This is a genomic window from Roseomonas sp. CAU 1739, from assembly GCF_039839775.1.
Classification (GTDB): Bacteria; Pseudomonadota; Alphaproteobacteria; order Acetobacterales; family Acetobacteraceae; genus Neoroseomonas.
Window position 1 is genome coordinate 52,884 of record NZ_JBDOQQ010000002.1, and the last position, 17,220, is coordinate 70,103.

The 17,220-nt window shown below is 72.1% G+C and carries 20 protein-coding genes; 9 read left to right on the forward strand and 11 right to left on the reverse strand.

Annotation, left to right across the window (positions count from 1 at the left end):
• Nucleotides 1-494: 494 nt before the first annotated feature.
• From AAFN86_RS03845 to AAFN86_RS03855, 3 genes are all read right to left on the reverse strand, one after another.
• Nucleotides 495-854 (reverse strand): hypothetical protein, encoded by a 360-nt coding sequence (locus tag AAFN86_RS03845; RefSeq protein ID WP_347541909.1) that lies wholly within the window; start codon nt 852-854, stop codon nt 495-497.
• Between the two features lie 74 nt (nt 855-928).
• Entirely contained in the window at nt 929-1,141 is a 213-nt protein-coding gene (locus AAFN86_RS03850; protein WP_347541910.1) for a hypothetical protein, read from the reverse strand.
• A gap of 49 nt (nt 1,142-1,190) precedes the next feature.
• Complete coding sequence (locus AAFN86_RS03855; protein ID WP_347542375.1) at nt 1,191-2,153, reverse strand: tripartite tricarboxylate transporter substrate binding protein; 963 nt, start codon at nt 2,151-2,153, stop codon at nt 1,191-1,193.
• Nucleotides 2,154-2,491: 338 nt separating this feature from the next.
• On the opposite strand from AAFN86_RS03855, the gene AAFN86_RS03860 reads away from it, so the two are divergent.
• The 5 genes from AAFN86_RS03860 (at nt 2,492) to AAFN86_RS03880 (ending at nt 6,957) form a co-directional block, all read left to right on the forward strand.
• The gene (locus AAFN86_RS03860) at nt 2,492-3,487 is read left to right on the forward strand and encodes a methyltransferase (protein ID WP_347541911.1); all 996 of its coding nucleotides are present in this window, start codon (nt 2,492-2,494) and stop codon (nt 3,485-3,487) included.
• Nucleotides 3,488-3,728: 241 nt separating this feature from the next.
• Complete coding sequence (locus AAFN86_RS03865) at nt 3,729-4,388, forward strand: EI24 domain-containing protein (RefSeq protein WP_347541912.1); 660 nt, start codon at nt 3,729-3,731, stop codon at nt 4,386-4,388.
• A 271-nt stretch (nt 4,389-4,659) separates the two neighbouring features.
• Entirely contained in the window at nt 4,660-5,154 is a 495-nt protein-coding gene (locus tag AAFN86_RS03870) for a polymer-forming cytoskeletal protein (protein ID WP_408906584.1), read from the forward strand.
• Between the two features lie 392 nt (nt 5,155-5,546).
• Entirely contained in the window at nt 5,547-6,026 is a 480-nt protein-coding gene (locus AAFN86_RS03875; RefSeq protein WP_347541914.1) for a hypothetical protein, read from the forward strand.
• Between the two features lie 16 nt (nt 6,027-6,042).
• Entirely contained in the window at nt 6,043-6,957 is a 915-nt protein-coding gene (locus AAFN86_RS03880; protein WP_347541915.1) for an AEC family transporter, read from the forward strand.
• 18 nt (nt 6,958-6,975) lie between these two features.
• Here the strand turns inward: AAFN86_RS03880 and AAFN86_RS03885 are convergent, their stop codons facing one another.
• Nucleotides 6,976-7,656, reverse strand: coding sequence for a hypothetical protein (locus AAFN86_RS03885; protein ID WP_347541916.1), 681 nt, complete (start codon nt 7,654-7,656; stop codon nt 6,976-6,978).
• 161 nt (nt 7,657-7,817) lie between these two features.
• On the opposite strand from AAFN86_RS03885, the gene AAFN86_RS03890 reads away from it, so the two are divergent.
• Nucleotides 7,818-8,798, forward strand: coding sequence for an adenosine kinase (locus AAFN86_RS03890; RefSeq protein ID WP_347541917.1), 981 nt, complete (start codon nt 7,818-7,820; stop codon nt 8,796-8,798).
• 139 nt (nt 8,799-8,937) lie between these two features.
• Here AAFN86_RS03890 and AAFN86_RS03895 read toward each other — a convergent pair whose 3' ends face one another.
• From AAFN86_RS03895 to AAFN86_RS03905, 3 genes are all read right to left on the reverse strand, one after another.
• Nucleotides 8,938-10,053, reverse strand: coding sequence for a glycosyltransferase family 4 protein (locus AAFN86_RS03895; protein ID WP_347541918.1), 1,116 nt, complete (start codon nt 10,051-10,053; stop codon nt 8,938-8,940).
• Nucleotides 10,054-10,306: 253 nt separating this feature from the next.
• Entirely contained in the window at nt 10,307-10,804 is a 498-nt protein-coding gene (locus tag AAFN86_RS03900) for a L,D-transpeptidase (protein ID WP_408906577.1), read from the reverse strand.
• Nucleotides 10,801-11,967, reverse strand: a complete 1,167-nt coding sequence (locus tag AAFN86_RS03905; protein WP_408906578.1) for a GTP cyclohydrolase II — start codon at nt 11,965-11,967, stop codon at nt 10,801-10,803. Before AAFN86_RS03905 ends, AAFN86_RS03900 begins: the two co-directional genes overlap by 4 nt.
• Before the next feature lie 252 nt (nt 11,968-12,219).
• Between AAFN86_RS03905 and AAFN86_RS03910 the strand changes: the two genes are divergently transcribed.
• Both AAFN86_RS03910 and AAFN86_RS03915 read left to right on the forward strand, forming a co-directional pair.
• The gene (locus tag AAFN86_RS03910; protein ID WP_347541919.1) at nt 12,220-12,936 is read left to right on the forward strand and encodes a response regulator transcription factor; all 717 of its coding nucleotides are present in this window, start codon (nt 12,220-12,222) and stop codon (nt 12,934-12,936) included.
• A 35-nt stretch (nt 12,937-12,971) separates the two neighbouring features.
• Nucleotides 12,972-13,358: a carboxymuconolactone decarboxylase family protein gene (locus AAFN86_RS03915; protein WP_347541920.1), complete on the forward strand. Its 387-nt coding sequence runs from the start codon at nt 12,972-12,974 to the stop codon at nt 13,356-13,358.
• Between the two features lie 44 nt (nt 13,359-13,402).
• Here AAFN86_RS03915 and AAFN86_RS03920 read toward each other — a convergent pair whose 3' ends face one another.
• Together AAFN86_RS03920 and AAFN86_RS03925 are read right to left on the reverse strand one after the other, a co-directional pair.
• Complete coding sequence (locus AAFN86_RS03920) at nt 13,403-14,707, reverse strand: AMP-binding protein (protein ID WP_347541921.1); 1,305 nt, start codon at nt 14,705-14,707, stop codon at nt 13,403-13,405.
• A 5-nt stretch (nt 14,708-14,712) separates the two neighbouring features.
• A complete protein-coding gene (locus tag AAFN86_RS03925; protein WP_347541922.1) occupies nt 14,713-14,982 on the reverse strand; it encodes a phosphopantetheine-binding protein in 270 nt (89 codons plus the stop codon).
• A 51-nt stretch (nt 14,983-15,033) separates the two neighbouring features.
• Between AAFN86_RS03925 and AAFN86_RS03930 the strand changes: the two genes are divergently transcribed.
• Nucleotides 15,034-15,993 carry a polysaccharide deacetylase family protein gene (locus tag AAFN86_RS03930; RefSeq protein WP_347541923.1) on the forward strand — a complete coding sequence of 320 codons (960 nt, stop codon included), beginning with the start codon at nt 15,034-15,036 and terminating at the stop codon, nt 15,991-15,993.
• 125 nt (nt 15,994-16,118) lie between these two features.
• Here AAFN86_RS03930 and AAFN86_RS03935 read toward each other — a convergent pair whose 3' ends face one another.
• Both AAFN86_RS03935 and AAFN86_RS03940 read right to left on the reverse strand, forming a co-directional pair.
• Entirely contained in the window at nt 16,119-16,553 is a 435-nt protein-coding gene (locus AAFN86_RS03935; protein WP_347542378.1) for an RES family NAD+ phosphorylase, read from the reverse strand.
• Nucleotides 16,550-16,939 (reverse strand): antitoxin Xre/MbcA/ParS toxin-binding domain-containing protein, encoded by a 390-nt coding sequence (locus tag AAFN86_RS03940; RefSeq protein ID WP_347541924.1) that lies wholly within the window; start codon nt 16,937-16,939, stop codon nt 16,550-16,552. Before AAFN86_RS03940 ends, AAFN86_RS03935 begins: the two co-directional genes overlap by 4 nt.
• Between the last annotated feature and the right edge of the window lie 281 nt (nt 16,940-17,220).

Below are 17,220 nucleotides of genomic sequence, written 5' to 3' on the forward strand. Positions count from 1 at the left end.
CGGTCGCGCGCTCCGTGGAAGGTCGAGGGTCGCCAGGGGGCGGGCGCTGATCCGGGTGGTGGCCCGACGCGGCGCCGGCCTGCGACGCCGGACGTGCGAAGATGCCCGTGGCGTGATCCTGCGCAAGCGGCGCCGTTCCGCCATGCGGCGGCCGACTGCCCGGCAGAGCGGGCGGCGCAGGGCGTCCGCCCGGCAAGATGGCGGATGGCCGATGATGCGGCGGGCGCTCGGATTCCCATGCCCCGACGCGCCGCGACAGGAAGATCGATGCCCCCGCCAGCAGGAGGACGCAGCGGCGGGTACGGGGCATGCAGGGCACTGCGCGCATCACGCCCGATCATAGGCAGCGCTGCGTTGCAGCACTGTGTCCGGCGGGTTGCGCCGTGCCATGCAATGCGCCGCGCCGCACCAAGCGCCTGTCGAGGCTGCTGCATCAGCCGCGACGCCCGCCCGGAGGCACAGCCGATCCGGATCCGGTCGGAAAGCGAACCGCCCTATTCGCGCGGCGCCGCAGGCTGGGCCGGCGGGCCACCCATCCTCTCGCCCTGCCGCGCCGTCCATTCCCCGGCGCCCTGCATCTGCTGTCCGGTCCAGCGCATCGCGCGGCCCAGCGCCGAACCCGTATCCTCCGCCGCCCGTCCCAGCGCCTGGCCCGTCTGGTCCGCGGCACGGTCGATGGCCGCGCCGCTGCGTTCGGCGACGCCCGGCTGCCGGGGGGCGTTGGGTGGCGGCGGCGCATAGGCCGGCGCCGGCTCAGCCGGCCGCGGTACGGGCGGTGGCAGGCTGCCGGATTGTTGCGCGAGTGCCGGTGCCGCGGCCAGGGCCAGCAGGACGGCGGCAGGGATCAGGCGCATTGTTGCCTCCGGGGATCGGGATGTCGCGGCGATAGATGATGGCCGGGCCCCGTGGCGACAACGGGGCGGCGCGCTCAGCTGCCGAAGGCCCATTGCCCGGCGCGGCGCAGCCGCTCGCCGGTCCAGCCGGCGGCGCGCTCCAGCGCGGAACCGGTGCGCCGCGCGCCGCGCTCGACGGCCTCGCCGGTCCGTTTCGCGCCGCGTTCGATCGCCCGCCCGGTGCGTTGCACCGCGCCGTCCTCGGCCGCCGCCGGCAGGGCAGCGGAACAGGCCAAAAGGCCCAGCATCCAGGCTCGCCGTGTCATACTTGGAATCTTGGCCCGCGGCGCCGCAGGGTCAAGAGTCGAGGCGAATCCCAAGGTCACGGATCAGTGGCCGCCACAACGCATTCTCGGCGGCGACGAAGGCGTCGAACTCGCTCGCCGACCAGCCGGTGGTCTGGATGCCGAGCGCCCGGGTGCGCGCCTGCACCTCATCGGACACCATGGCGCGAACCACTTCGGTGTTGAGCTGCGCGACGATCTCCGCCCGCGCGCCGCGCGGCAGGCTGATGCCCTGCCAGCCGAAGGCGACCGCGTCGATGCCGGCCTCGCGCAGCGTCGGCACCGACAGCGCCTCGGCGGTGCGCGCCTCAGTCAGCACGGCGAGCGCCCGCACGCGGCCGTCGCGGATGAAGGGCAGGCCGGTCGCGGTGTCGATCATCACCAGGTCCACGTTGCCGGCGAGCAGGTCCTGCATCGCCGCTTGGCCGCCGCGATAGGGCACGTGCTCGGCCGCCAGCCCGGAACGCCGCTTCACCAGTTCCATCGCCAGGTGGTGCGGGGATGCGACGGCCGGGGTGCCATAGGTGGGCGCACGGGTCCGGCTTGCCGCCACCAGCGCCGGGACATCGGCCCAGGGCGCATCGGCCCGGCATACGATGTAGAGCGGAAACCGCCCGATGAAGCCGACACCCGTGAAATCACGATCGGGGTCATAGGGCAGGCGGGCATAGAGCGCGGGGTTATAGACCAGGATGCCGTTATCCACATGCATCCAGGTCAGGCCATCCGCCGGTGCGCGGGCGGCGGTCTCGCTGGCCAGCACGGCGCCGCCGCCAGGGCGGTTCTCGACCACGACATTCTGGCCGAGCCGCGGCCCGATTTGCGCCGCCACCAGCCGGGCAAAGACATCCGACGGCCCGCCGGCCGGATAACCGACGATCAGGCGGATCGGGCGGTCGGGCCAGATCGCCTGGGCATGCGCCACCCCCGCCGCCATGGCAATGCCGGTCGCGATCGCGCCACGCCGTCCGATCATGTCCACGCCCTTCGCCTGACTGAGGGCGGCAATCTGGCGTCGGGCCGGCGCGACGCCAAGGGGGCGCCGCGCCATCAGCGTTCGACCAGGCGCCCGCCGGGCTCACCCCAACAGCGGGGCGATTACGGACGATCGTGGCCGGGCCTTCCCGCTGGTGCGCGACGCTGCTGACGTACGCGCGCCGCGCTTGAAGCGCTGTCCGGGCGAGTCGTAGCCTGCGCCGTTGCTCTGGGCCGCAGCGCCATTGCGATGGCGTGGCCACCTTCGGGAAGGGGGAACGCACGATGTCGCAATCAGAACGCATCGCCGGCCCGGACCTCGACGCCTCCGGCGCCATGATGCGCCTGATCACCGGTGCCTGGGCGGCGCGCATGGTGCACACGGCCGCCGAGCTCCGCATCGCAGACCATTTGACCGAAGGGCCACGCGACGCCGGCTTCCTTGCCTCTGCGACGGCATCGCACGCGCCGGCACTGGCGCGCCTGCTCCGTGCGCTCGCCGCGATCGGCCTGCTGCAGGAGGATGAGGGCCGCCGCTACGCCCTAACGCCGCTCGGCGCGACGCTGCGCAGCGACATGCCCGGATCCATGCGGTCGTGGGTGCTGCTTTGCTTCGGGGACGACCAGGGCAAGGCCTGGGAGGTGCTGACCCATGCCGTGAAGACCGGCGAACATGCCTACCGCCACATCTTCGGCGTGGACAAGTGGACCCGCCTTGCGCAGCACCCGGAGGCGGCGAGGCTGTTCGACGCGGCGATGCAGAGCCTCACCGAGGGCGCGAATGGGGCCCTGGTCGCACACTACCCGTTCGGCGACTACCGCTGGATCGTGGATGTGGGCGGCGGGAACGGCTCCCTGCTCATGCCCGTGCTCGCGCGCCATCCGGCCCTGCGCGCGACCCTGTTCGACCTGCCGCACGTGGCCGACGCCGCCCGCGCCCGCATCGCGGAGGCTAGGCTGTCCGACCGCTACGACGCCGTGGGCGGCGACGCCTTCGCGGCTGTGCCGGCGGGCGCCGACGGCTATGTGCTCAAGGGCGTGATCCACGACTGGGAAGACGCCGAGGCGCTCGCCATTCTGAGGAACGTCCGCGCCGCGATGGACGAGGGTGGGCGGCTCCTGGTGATCGAACGCATCCTGCCCGAGCGCATCGATCCTTCCGACGTGCTCACGCCGGGCCGCTTCATTCACGACATCAACATGATGCTCAACCCCGGTGGGCGGGAGCGGACCGAGGCGGAGTTCCGCGACCTCCTTGCTCCAGCGGGCCTGAGGCTTGCGCGGATCGTCCCGATACCCTGCCCTCTGTCGGTGATCGAGGCCGTGCCCGCCTGAATGCGGGATGGCGGCTTCGCCGCGGGGGTGGCCGGCTGCGGTTGCGCGACCCATGCGAGGGCCGGGCGGCGAACCGGCGTGCCGGGACGGGCCGCCGCCCTGGCCTTGATGCTGCCATCGAGGTGCGATCATACAGCATAGGCTCGGCGTCCCTGGGGTCATGGCGCCGCGGGCGCCATCGACGTCCATCAACGTGCCACGGCATCGGCCCGAGCCATCCCGGAAGGCGTACTCCCGCACCATGCCCGCTGCCCTGTTCCTCGCCCTCGGCCAGATCGGCGATCCCGCCTTCCGACGCCCCTTGCTCATCGGCGTGCTCGGCGCCGCCCTGGCGCTGGGCCTGCTGGCCTGGGGCGCGATCGAGGCCGCGGCCTGGGCGGCAGCCGGCGAAGCGACCTGGCTGTCCTGGCTGGCCCAGGCGGCCGGCGGTGCACTCGGCCTGGTGCTCGCCTGGTGGCTGTTCCTGCCGGTGGCGGCGATGATCGCGTCCCAACTGGTCGAACCGGTCGCCGCGGCAGTCGAACGCCGGCACTATCCCGGCCTGGCGCCGCCGAAGGGTGCCTCGGTGGCGGTGCAGATCGCCTTCGGCTTGCGCTTCGGTCTGCGCCTGCTGGTCATCCAGATCCTGTTGGTTCCGCTGCTGTTCATTCCGGTGGCAGGCTTCGCGCTGGCCCTTCTGGTATCGGCCTATGCGCTTGGCGCGGGCATCATGCAGCAGACAGCCCTGTTACGCATGAATCCGGTAGCCGCACGTCTCGCCTGGCGGCGAAATCGGCTATCGGGATGGGTTTTGGGGATCGTGCTCGCACTCATGGCGATGGTGCCATTTCTCAACCTGCTGGTGCCTGTTCTGGGCACGGCGGCGGCGGTACACCTGCTGCATCGATCCACAGCATCGTGATAGCGCGAATCCTGGGGATAAGACCGGTGGTGGCGTTGTAGCCGCCGAACGGCGCGTGCTAGCCCCCATCCCTTCACGCCATGCTTTGGGAATAAGGGAGTCTGTGATGTCGCTGTTCCGCCGCAAGGACGAGCCTGCCAATCGCGCCGCCGGGGACGAAGCCGCACCGACAACCATCCCGGCCGCGCGCGATCCCGATCTTGCCATGCCGCCTTTCCGTCCTGCTGGAGTGTCGCCTGTGAGCACTGCCCCGACCCCGCCCGCCGGCCCGATGGCCCCGAAGCCGAACTCGCCGCCCGCCGCCGCCGGCATCGCCCGCCCGGCCGTGCCGGTCGCCCCGACGGCGCCGCGCCCGACCAGCCCGCGGCCTGAAACCGTGGAACGCCGGACCCTGGTGGTCGGCAAGGGCATCAGCCTGCAGGGCACGGTGACCGAGGCCGAGAAGCTGATCATCGAAGGCACCATGGAAAGCCAGCTGCTGCAGGCGCAGGAACTGGTCATCACCCATTCCGGCGTCTTCAAGGGCGAGGTCCAGGTCGAGGACGCCGAGATCGCCGGCGTGTTCGACGGCACGCTGACCGTCAATGGCAGCCTGACCATCCGCGCCACCGGCCGGGTGATCGGCGTCGCCCGGTCGCGCCGCCTGTCGGTCGAGGATGGTGGCCAGCTCTCGGGCAAGATGGAGATGATCACCGAGGCAGCCTCCGCCTCGCCGGCCGCGCGCATGGCCCCGGCCCCGCGCAGCACCGAGCCCGCCGACGCCTGATCGGCCGAGGTTGGAGGGGCCGCGCGCCCCTTCAATCGACCGGGGCACCCATCGGCCGGGTGCCCCCTTGTCGGCGCGTCCTGCGGGCCAAGCGCGCCGCGATGATGCGAAGAATCGAGAGGGGGCCGTGCCCCCTCCGGGTGTGGTGCCGTGTTCCCCCCCGCACCGAAGGATCGGGTCCTTTGGACTGTCATCCCCTGGTATCGCGCGCGCATGCCCGGTGGCGATGCCGTGCCCAGCACCCGCGAACAAGCGCGGGCTCTCCTCACCCGCCCGGTGCCGGGTATCGGTTTCCAAAGGCCCTGGGCCCTTGGTGGGGTGGTCCGGAGGGGCGACGCCCCTCCGCCTTTCATCGTGGCGGGGCCGCCACGCGGCTCCTGCTGATCCTGCCGTTGCTCGGCTGCGCACCGGACCCCGGGGAGACGACCGCCCTGCTGCAACACGCGCTGGCCTCCACCCAGGCCAGCCTGGCGCTGACCGGCGGCGCGCGACCTGCCGCCCCCGTCGCGGCGGCCCCACCGGCTGCCCCGTCGCCCCAACCAGCCTGGGTGCCCGGCGCGGCCCGCCCACGCGGCAGCGCGCCACCCGCCGCGGCGGCCGCGCTGGTCGGGGTGACGGCCGACCATCTCCGACGCATGCTGGGAGAACCGTCGATCCGCCGGCCGGAGGGGACTGCCGAGGTCTGGCTCTATGAGGCGCCCGCATGCCGGCTCGATGTCATCCTGTTCGCCGAGGGCTCGTCGCTGGTCGTTGGCCATGCCGCGGCGCGGGCTGTGGGCGGGGCGGATGGCGTGACCGAGGCGGCCTGCCTGGGCGCCATGGCCGCTGCGCCGGCAGCGCGCCCGTGGACCGCACCGGGCCCGCACGCATGACGGCCCTGCCCCGCGCATGAGCGCTTGGCTCGACGCCTTTGTCCCCGCCTTCGCCCTGCTTGCCCTCGGTGCGCTGCTCAAGCGGCGGCTGCTGCGCGACGACACCGTCTGGGCGGGGATGGAGCGGCTGATCTACTGGGTGCTGCTGCCTTCGCTGATCGTCGCGGCACTTGCGCCGCTCGACCTCGCCTCGTTGCCTTTGGGACGCATCGCGGTAGCGATCTGGATCGCGCTGGGGATCGGCACGGTGGTGTCGGTGCTGCTGGCACGCGCGCTGGGGCACGGTCATCCGGCCATGACATCGGTGCTGCAGGGCGGCATCCGCTTCAACAACCTGATGGGCTTTGCCATCGTCGGCGCGCTGTTCGGGGCGGAGGGCACCGGCTTCGGCGCGGTGGCCACCGGCATCATCGTGCCCTTCGTGCAGACCGTGACGACGCTGGCCTTCGCCTTCGACGGCAAGCGCGGGCCGCCGCGCCCGGCCACCGTGGTGCGGCATCTCGTGCTGAACCCGCTGCTGCTGGCGGTGGCGGTCGGCTTCGCTATCGCCATGCTGGGCGGGCTGCCGCCGGGCCTCGCGCCGACGGTGCAGGCGCTGGGGCGGGCCTCGGTGGCGCTGGGGCTGCTGTGCGTCGGCGCGGCGCTGTCGCTCGACAGTTTCACCGACCGGGTCGGCACGCAGGCGGCGACCGGCGTGCTCAAGCTGGCCGTCATGCCGGCGCTGACCTGGGGGTTGTGCAGCGCGCTGGGCGTGCCGCCGCTGGCGCTGGCGGTCGCCGTGATCTTCATGGCACTGCCGACGGCGGCGACCTCCTACGTGATGGCGCGCGCCATGGGTGGCGATGCGCCGCTGATGGCGGCGATCACCACCACGGAACACATCGCGGCGATCGCGACGCTGCCATTCTGGGTGTGGCTGGTCGCGCCCTGACGCGCCGGGCCAGGACCTTCAACTGCCGAGGACGTTGATCGCCCGCGAGGCGACAACGACCATCGTCACCAGCGCAATGGTCGCCTCCATCATCATCAGCACCTTCGCCCGCGCGGTCAGCGGCATCACGTCCGTCGAGCTGAAGGCCGTGGCGGTCGAGAAGGCGAGGTAGAGGTAGTCGACATAGCCCGGCAGCCATGCCGGCGCGCCGTCCCCGCCCCCGGCCTGGGGAAACATCCAGTCCCGCGGCGCATCCTCGCCCGTCAGCCGCCCGAGCGGGCCACCGGCATCCATCTGCCAGAACAGCAGCGCGAAGCCGGCGACATTGACCACCCAGGCGACGACGCTCGAGGTGAGAAGTTCGAGCCCGCCGAGCCGCTCGGGCCCTCCGATGATGATGTGCCGGATCAGGGTGGCGAGAGCGGTCACCGTGAGGCCCAGCACGAAGATCGCGACGGCCAGCAACACGACGCGTTCGATGCGCAGCCACCGCCGCTTGTCGCTGCCCAGCGCAACGCCGGCCATCGGCGCCAGGGCGACGATGGCGACCGCGAACGGCGCCCAATACGGCAGCAGCATCAGCCGGTCCGGCATCCCCGCAGCGATGACCAGCACGGCGATCACCGTCAGCACGACGGGCCAGCGCGCTTCGGGCGCCGGCGTGCCGCCGGGGGATGTCGCAGGCTCGGATCCAGACATGCGCGATAGCTTACGATACCCGCGGCGGGTGCGGAACGCCCAGGTTGCGCCAGGTACGCCTGCACCGCGCGGCGACCGTGCGGGCTGTTCCGTCCAGGCGCGGTTGCCGCCGGCCTCGGCCGCCGCTATCCCGCGATCGACGCGAAACCGGAGTGCTGCGCATGACGACCCACGCTCTCGACATCCTCGGCATCGGCAACGCGATCGTGGACGTGCTGGCGCGCTCCGAGGACGCCTTCCTCGCCCGCCACGGCATGGCCAAGGGCGGCATGGCGCTGATCGGGCCGGCGGAAGCCGAACGTATCTATGGCGACATGGGTCCCGGCGTGGAAAGCAGCGGCGGATCGGCCGCCAATACCTGCGCCGTCGCCGCCGCGCTGGGTGCGAAGGTCGGCTATCTCGGCAAGGTGGCGGATGACGGGCTGGGCCAGGTGTTCCGTCACGACATCACCGCCGCCGGGGTGCATTTCCCCACCGCGCCGCTGGTGGGCGGCGCACCGACCGCGCGCTGCCTGATCCTGGTGACGCCGGACGGGCAGCGGACGATGAACACCTTCCTCGGCGCCTGCGTCACCTTCGGGGAGGCCGACCTGGATGAAGCCTCGATCGCCGCGGCGCAGGTGACCTACCTCGAAGGCTATCTGTTCGACCCGCCGGCCGCGCAGGCCGCCTTCCGCGCCGCCGCGCGCATCGCCCATGCCGCCGGGCGGAAGGTTGCCATCACCCTGTCGGACCCGTTCTGCGTCGAGCGCCACCGCGACGCCTTCCGCGCCTTCGTCCGCGACGAGGCCGACATCCTGTTCGCCAATGAGGCCGAGATCTGCGCGCTGTACCAGACCGACAATTTCGAGGCGGCGGCGACCATCGCGCAGTCCGAGGTCGGCTTGGCCGCCCTGACGCGCAGCGAGAAGGGCAGCCTGGTCCTGACCGCGACGACGGCACATGAGGTCGCCGCCGAACCGACCAAGGTTGTCGACACGACCGGGGCCGGCGATGCCTATGCCGCGGGTTTCCTCGCCGCGCTGACGGCGGGGCACGAGCTGGCCGCGTGCGGGCGCTGGGCGTCGATTGCCGCAGCGGAGGCGATCGCCCATTTCGGGGCGCGGCCGCAGGCCGACCTGAAGGCGCTGGTGAAGGGCTGAGGCCGGCGGCACGAGGCCCGGTGGCCCGCGCCCCGATCTTTGGCGCCCCGGACCGGCGCGCGGGGTGGGCCGGGCGGCCGCGCGCGAAGCCGAACCGCGATGGCGCGGCGACGCGGGGCGACCCCTCGCCGCCCCGGTATCAGGCCCCCAGCAGATCCATCGTCCGCCCGACCACCCGCGCCTCATCGAACCGGTCCAGTGCCAACGCCCGCCCGGCCGCGCCCATGCGCCCCCGCTGCGCCGGGTCCTCGGCCAGCCGCGACAGCGCCTGCGCCAACGGCGCATCGGCCATCGGCGGTACCAGGTAGCCGGTCTGCCCGTCCCGCACCTGTTCGCGCGGGCCGCGGATGTCGGTCGCGACCACCGGCAGGCCGGTCAGCATGGCCTCGATGATCGACATGGGCAGGCCCTCGAAATGCGAGGGCAGGCAGAACACGTCCGACGCCGCCAGGATCGCCGCGATGTCGTGCCGGTAGCCCAGGCGCTTCAGCCGCCGCGGCCCGAGCGCCGCCGCGGCGCGCGCGAAATGCGGTTCAAGGTCCTCGCCATGGTCGGAGGCGAGCCGTTCACCCACCACCCACAGCACGGCATTGCCCGGTGTGGTTTCCATGGCGCGCAGCAATTCGGGGTGGCCCTTGTGCCGCACCAGGCGGGAGACGGCGATGATGACACAATCGTCTTCCGCTGCGCCCAGTTCCGCGCGGATCGACGCGCGGGCCACCGGGTCGGGGTGGAAGATGGCCGGGCTGCGGCCGTTCAGCACGGCGGTGGCGCGCGGGTGGATGCGCAGGCGGCGGGCGTCGGCGGCTTCTTCCTCGCTGACCGTCAGGAACACATCGGTCATGCGGCCGCCCAGGCGTTCGAGGTGCAGCGAAAGCGTGCGCCGCCACCATGGGCCGGGCTGATTGAACAGGAAGCCGTGGCAGGTATAGGCGATGTGCGGCACGCCGGCGGCCTTGGCGGCCAGGCGCGCGAGCAGCCCGCTGATCGGCATGTGGGCGTGGACCAGGTCGAATTTCTCGCGCCGGAAGAAGTCGTACAGCGCGTGGAAGGCACGCGCCTGGGGGATGGGGTTCAGGCTGCGGGCCAGCGGCATGGCCTCGATGCGGAAGCCCTCGGCGCGGGGGATTTCAAGCAGCGGGCCTTCGGCGCAGACGCCCACCACCTCATGGCCACGGTCGCGCAGGCCCCGCATCAGCGGCAGCAGGAAGTGGCGCAGCGAGAAATCGACATTGGTAAGTTCGCAGATCTTCACGCAGTCCTCGCAGCCGGAGAGGGGCTTTGCCCCTCTCCGGACCTCACCCCACCAAAGGCCAGGGGGCCTTTGGAATGCCGATTCCGTGGTGCCGGGCACCGCGTGTGCCCTGATTCGACCCAACGCGCGGTGTGCGCAAGGGCGTGTTCCGCCTGACCGGCTGGCAGCCGGGCCAGGCGCCATGTACCGGCATTCCAAAGGCCCCCTGGCCTTTGGCGGGGTGGTTTGGAGGGGCGGCGCCCCTCCAATGGCGTCAGCCGATGATCTCGACCGCCGCCATCCCCGCCGCCAGCAACCGCCGCAGCGCTGCCTCCGGCAGGGCGACGCACCCTTCCGTCGGCGCCAGGTCGGCACGCGCGATGTGCAGGAAGATCGCGCTGCCGCGCCCGCGCAGCACGGGGGCGTCGTTCCAGCCGAGCACGGCGATCACGTCGTAGACCCCGTCATCCCGCCACAGGGTTTCGTGGCGGCCAGGGTGGGGCAGGCGGATGCGGGTATTGTAGTCGCGGTGGGTGGGGTCGTCGCACCAGCCATCGTCCGGGGCGATCGGTTCGGCGGGCAGGGTGGTGGACGGGCGGGGGCCGCGATCGGCGCGCCAGAACACGCGGCGGATCGGCATCAGGCCGGTCGGGGTGGCGCTGTCGCCTTCCTGCTTGGCGGCGCGGATGCCGGCGGCGCCCAGGGCGCAACGCAGGGTTTCGCCCTGGAAGCGCAGCAGGCCATCCGCGGTGACGCGGGCGGTGGTGCTCACTCCGGCAACAGGTGGCCGAAGCGCAACGCCTTGGTCTTCAGGTAGCCGTCATTCACGCCGTTGGGGTCGAAGGCGTGGGCTTCGCGGCCCAGGACATCGATGCCGCAGGCGGTCAGGCCGGCGATCTTGTCGGGATTGTTGGTGAGCAGGCGGACGCGCTCGACACCGACCGCGCGCAGCATGGTGGCGGCAACGAGGAAGTTGCGCTCATCGGCGCCATAGCCAAGGGCGCGGTTGGCATCGAGCGTGTCGAGCCCGCCATCCTGCAGGGTGTAGGCGCGCAGCTTGTTCACCAGGCCGATGCCCCGGCCTTCCTGTGCCAGATACAGCAGCACGCCGCCGGCGGGGTCCTGTGCCATGCGCGCCAGCGCACCACGCAGCTGCGGGCCGCAGTCGCAGCGCAGGCTGCCCAGCAGGTCGCCGGTGAAGCATTCGGAATGGGCGCGCACCAGGGGCGCGCCGCCTTCGGCCGCGGTCTTCTCTGGCGTGCCGATCAGGATGGCCAGGTGCTCGATGCCGCCCTCGGCGGCGCGGAAGGCGATGATGCGGGCCTCGGGTGCGTCCTCGAGCGGGACGCGAGCCTCGGCGACGCGGGTCAGGGAGGTCGCGGCGGTGGCGGGGTAGTCGAGGATGTCGGCGGCATCGACGCTGAGCAGGGACAGCCGCGCCGCGGCAGCCTCGGTGGCCGGGGCGGCGACCAAGGCGGGCAGCAGTCGGCCGAGCTTGGCCAGCGCGATCGCCGCCTGGGCGAGCGGCGGCACCGTCACGCGTTCGGGCAGTTCCGGCAGCAGGCGCTCGGCGGTGGGGTCGGCCAGGCTGCGCAGGGTTTCGGGCGCCGTCAGGCTGGGCGGCAGGCGCAGCGCGACCGCGCCGTCGTCGTCAGGTGCGTGCGGTACGGGGCGCTGCAGCACGGCGGCGGCACGCACCGGGGCGAGCAGCAGGACGGCGGGCTGGCGGGCGGCATGGGTGAGTTCGGCCAGGCCGAGGGCGCCCACCGTCTCGGCCGCGGCAACGACCAGGCAGGCGTCGCGGCCGCGCAGCAGGACGGGGGTCCCGCGGCGCAGTTCCGCCATGGCACGATGGACCTGCCGCAGGCCCGGCACGCGCGGATCCGCCGTCACATCCGACGGAGGCTCGGTGGCAAGGCTGCCGGGTGGCGTCATGAAGGGCGTTCCATCGTTTATCCGATGGCGCGCCCGGAATATGGCGCGCCGAGGGCGGCACTCTGACATTGGATGTGGTACGTTTGGCCAACGCGTCCAGATCCGTGAAGTCGCAATCACAGGTTAGCGATTTCGCGCGGCTGGCGCCCTGGGTGCTGGCACAACCGCCGTCAGCGGTTCATACGTCGAGCAATACTGGTCCGTTTCGCCGGGGGGCGACGCAGACGGCAACAGACGAGGGGATATACTGGCATGGCAGGGCCGCGTCCTGTTCTCATCGTTGAGGATGATGCTGCATTGGCCAGCACCCTCATGGACCAATTGGCTCTGGATGGTGAATTTGAGCCCGTGGTGGTTGGGCGCTTGGCGGATGCGGAAGGACTACTCGCCACCCCGGGCACGCATTTCGACCTGATGCTGCTGGACCTGACGCTGCCGGACGGCAATGGGCGGGATTTCTGCGTGCGGATCCGCCGGGGCGGCTTCCGCATGCCGATCATCATGCTGACCGGGTCGGACAGTGAGGCGGACATCGTCAGCGGCCTCGATGCGGGGGCGAACGACTATATCGCCAAGCCGTTCCGCCTGGCGGAACTTCTGGCGCGCATCCGGGTGCAGCTGCGCGTCTATGACAGCAGCGAGGATGCGATCTTCCAGGTCGGACCGTATCTGTTCCGGCCGGCCGCCAAGCAGCTTCATGACCAGGCCAACGGCAAGCGTCTCCGCCTGACCGAGAAGGAGGCGGCGATCCTGAAGTTCCTGTACCGCGCCGGCGGCAAGCCGGTGCCGCGGCAGATCCTGCTGAACGAGGTCTGGGGATACAACAGCAACGTCACCACCCATACGCTGGAGACACACATCTACCGGCTGCGCCAGAAGATCGAGCCGAACCCGGCCGAGACGCGCATCCTGGTGACGGAAACCGGCGGCTACCGGCTGGAATTGGCCGCCCCCGCCGAGGGCGCCTGAGCGGCAATCCGCCAGCCTTGCGGAGAACGACGCGCATGACCCCGCTGGTGTCCCACGACGAAGCGCCGCCCGAGGTCCGGGCGGTGTTCGACGACATCAAGGCGACGCGCGGCGTCGCCGATGTGAACAATTTCTGGAAGGCGATTGCCGTCCATCCGCCGACCTTGGCGCGCACCTGGGACAGCCTGAAGCAGGTGATGGCGCCAGGTGCGCTCGACCCGCTGGTCAAGGAGATGCTGTACCTCGCGGCCTCGGCGGCGGCGGGGTGCACCTATTGCATCGCGTCCCATACCGCGGCGGCGCGGGCGAAGGGGATGACGGCGGAGATGCATGGCGAATTGCTCGCCGTGCTGGGGATGGCCGCGGAGACGAACCGCCTGGCGGAGACGCTGCGCGTGCCGGTGGACGAGGCGTTTCTGTAGGAGCGGCGCCCGCCGGGCTCCCCTCGCCGATCGCCGTCCCAGCCTTACCGCGTCCAGGCGAGCGCCGCGATGGCACCGCGGCTGACCTTGCCCACCGCGTCGCGCGGCAGCGCAGCCAGCATCACCACCGGCCGCGGCAGGAAGGCCGGCTCGACCTTCGCCCGCAGCGCATCGACCACCGCCGCCGCGCTCAGGCCCGGTGCCACGACGGCTGCGGCGAGCCGCGCGCGCGGGTTCACGTCGAGGTCGTCGGGGGCGACGAAGATGCCGTCCTCGACGCCCTCGATCGCCGTCAGGATGCGCGTCAGCCCCGCCAGCGAAGCCCGCTTGCCGGCGAGCTTGACCATGTCCGCCAGCCGCCCGTCGAGCCGGAAACGGCCCTCGCCGACCCATTCCAGCCGGTCCGACAGGGGCACCGGCGCCGGCAGACCCGGCACGGTAACGCGCGCACCCATCTCGTCGATCTCGAAGCGCATGCCCGGATAGGGCTCCCAGGCCTCGCCATCGAGTGTGCGTCGGGAAGCGATCGAACCGGCCTCGGTGGCGCCGTAGATCTCACGCACCGGCGCGGCCCACGCGGCCTCGGCCTCGGCCGCCATCTGCGCCGCCAGCGGGGCGGTGGCGGAGATCACGCCGACAATCGGCGGCAACGGAACCTGGCTGCCGAGCAGCGCGCGCATCTGCAGCGGCGTCGTCACCAGCAGGCGCGGCGCCGGCAGCCCGGCCAGCGCCTCGGCGATGTCGGAGGGATAGAAGACCGTCCCCGCATGGCCCGCCCCGCCGCCATGCAGCGGCATCATCAACGTCGTTTCGAAGCCATACATGTGCTGCGCCGGCACGGTGCCGAGGATGCTCGTCGCCCCGGTCACGCCGAAGCGTTCGGCCGCCGCTCGCGCCCCGGCCACCAGCGATGCCCAGGACTTTGCATGCGGTCGCGGCTGCCCGGTGCTGCCAGAGGTGAAGCCGATCGCCGCCACGGCGTCTGCCGCGATCAGCGGGTTCGGCGCGGCCTCGCCCGGCGGGGCGTCGGGCCGCAGCACCGGCACGGGCAGCGCGGCATCGGTGTCGGACAGGGCATAGCGCGCGCCATGGCCGCGCGCGATATCGGCCAGGCGCGGGGCCGAGCGGTCAGCCGAGAGCAGCGTCACCTGCCCGCGCGACAGTGCCGCCGCGAAGGCGACCAGCGCGAAATAGCGGTCGGCGCAGAAATTCAGCACCGGCCCTTCCGCCGGCAGGCGCGCGGCCAGCGCCGCGACATCCGCCAGGAAACGCGCGGTCGTGACCGGCACCGTGCCGCGGTGGAAGATCACCTCCTGCGGTCCGCGGCTGGTCAGCGTCAGGGCTGCCATGGCGATCAGGCCGCCGCCCGGTTCTTCTCGACATGGGCGGCCAGCGCGCGCAGCGAGGCGAAGATGCGATGGTTCCGCTCATCGTCGGAGCGCAGCTGGAAGCCATAGCGGCGCGACACGGCCAGCGCGATCTCGAGCGCATCGATGGAATCGAGGCCAAGTCCTTCGCCGAACAGCGGAGCCTCGGGGTCGATCTCCTCCGCCGCGATCTCGAGGTGCAGCGCCTCGACGATCAGGCGCGCGACCTCCGCTTCCAAGGAGAAGGTTGTCGTCAAGCTTGGCCTCCCGCCGCGCGTCACCGTGTCACCCGGGATATGCCGCCAGCCATGCCGATGGCCTTGACGGGGAAGGGCATGACGGCGACGTCCATCACCATGCAGCCCAGTCCCGGACGCCATACCTATCAATGCGAAAGCGGCCGAACAAGGGCGACGGACAGGGCCGCGCGGGGTTTCGCGTCGCTGCCCACGCTGTTCACCTTCACCGTGGACGTCGAGTCGCATCCCGGCGGCGGCGGCGCGGCCGCGCCCACGCGCCGCCTGCTCGACCTTCTGGAGGCGACCGGGTCGCGCGGGACCTTCTTCGTGCTCGACGACGTCACGCGTGCCGACCCGGCCCTGGTGCGCGAGATCGCGCGGCGTGGGCATGAGATTGCCTCCCACGGCCACGCCCATCGCCACCTGGCGGCCGAGGGGCCGGCGGCCTTCCGCGCCGGGATGGCGGCGGCGCGGGCGCGGCTGGGCGACCTGGTGGGACAGGCGCCGATCGGCTACCGGGCTCCCTTCTTTTCCCTGACGCCGGCGGCGGGCTGGGCGCCGGCGGTGCTGGCGGAACTCGGCTTCGCCTATTCCTCCTCCCTGCTGCCGGCGCGCAACCCGCTGGCGGGCTGGCCGGGCGCACCGGCGCGGCCGTTCCGCTGGGCGGCGGGGCTGCTGGAATTGCCCGTGCCGCTCGGGCGGTTCGGGCCGCTGGCATTGCCCTTCCTGGGCGGGATGTACTTGCGCTGGCTGCCAGCGTGGCGGCTGCGCGCGCTGTCGCGGGACTGGGCGGCGAAGGGGGAAGGCGGCGCGCTCTGGTCGTATTGCCACCCCTACGACCTCGATACGGCGGCACGGCTCGCGCGACGGCCCGATGTCGGTGCTGTCGCCAGCCTGATGCTGTGGCTCAACCGCCGCTCGACGCTGCCGCGGCTGCAGGGGCTGTTGCAGGGGCGGCGGTCAGTGCCCTTCGCCGACCGCCTGGGTGAGATCGGGGCGCAGGCCGCGGCATGGCGGCCGGTGGGGTAGATCCGGATCCGATCCGACGATGAAGCACCGGATCAGGCTGCATTGCCTTAGGTCCGGCAACGGTTGCGGTGGCACGTTGCGCAGGGCGATCGCTGCGGGACCCCGTGGGGGGCGCTGCCGGCATGTCAGGTCGCACCGAGCCACAGGCGGGGGTCGAAGGCGAAGGCGTCGATTGCGTCGATCCGCGCCGACGCGGCCGCAGGATGCGCCGGGTTGAGCAACAGGTTCGATGCTGCTGGCACCAGCACCGATGGCACGCGCAGCACCGGCGCGCGGGCCTCGGCCAGCCAGGCATCGCCGGCCGCGCGCGGGTCGACGGGCAGGGCCGGCAGCGTCTCGACAGGGTCCGGCAGCGCGAGGCGCATCAGCACGTAGTCGGCCGGCAGCAACTCGGCCGGCAGGTCGAGATGGACCCGCACTTCCAGCACCGCCAGCGCCGGATGGTCGGCGGCATAGACCATGGCCCGGCCGGGGCTGTTCCAGCGGCCGCCGAAGCGGCGCGCGCCCTCGCCCGACAGATCGGCGAAGGGGCGCCGGCAGAGCCGCCAGGCGGTTATCAGGCGGCGATCCCATGGGCGATGCGGCCGAGAAGGGTCTCCACCTGGCGGGCGCCGATCTCGGTGTCCAGCAGGTCGAGCGGGGCTTCCCCACCCATCGCCGTGGTCGGGCGGCGCAGCCACAGACCGGCGCGGATGCGGTCGGCGAAGGTCGCCTCCGCCTCCGCGATGATGCGCAGGACGCGCAGCAGGCGGTCGGACTGGTCGGGCGTCAGGCGACCCTTGGCGCGCCGGTGGGCCAGGGTCTTGCGGGGGATGGCAAGCCTGTCGAGCTCAGCGGCGCTGACACGGCCGGACGACAGCGCCTCATCCACGGCGGAGACCGGCAGGCCGGCGCGCACGGCGGCAATCAGGTCGGGCGCGAGGGCGTCGAGGGCAAAGGCAGACATGGCGATATGCACTTAGCATGAAGGCGTATCGCCATGCGAGACAATCCGACGGCGTGGCCGCTCCCAGCGGGTGGATCCGGGCGCCGGGCCGCGGGCGGTGCCAGCCGTAGATCCATCCGGCGACGATCGGGCATGCGTTCGCCAAAGCGACGAAGGATTCCCTTCACGCTCCGCTCGCCCCGGGCATAGTGTGCCTGTTCCACCGCCTGTCGCACGGGCCCGGTCTTACCCGCTCGACCGACGGCGCACCGACAGTGACAACGGCCGGCGTACCCCCAACG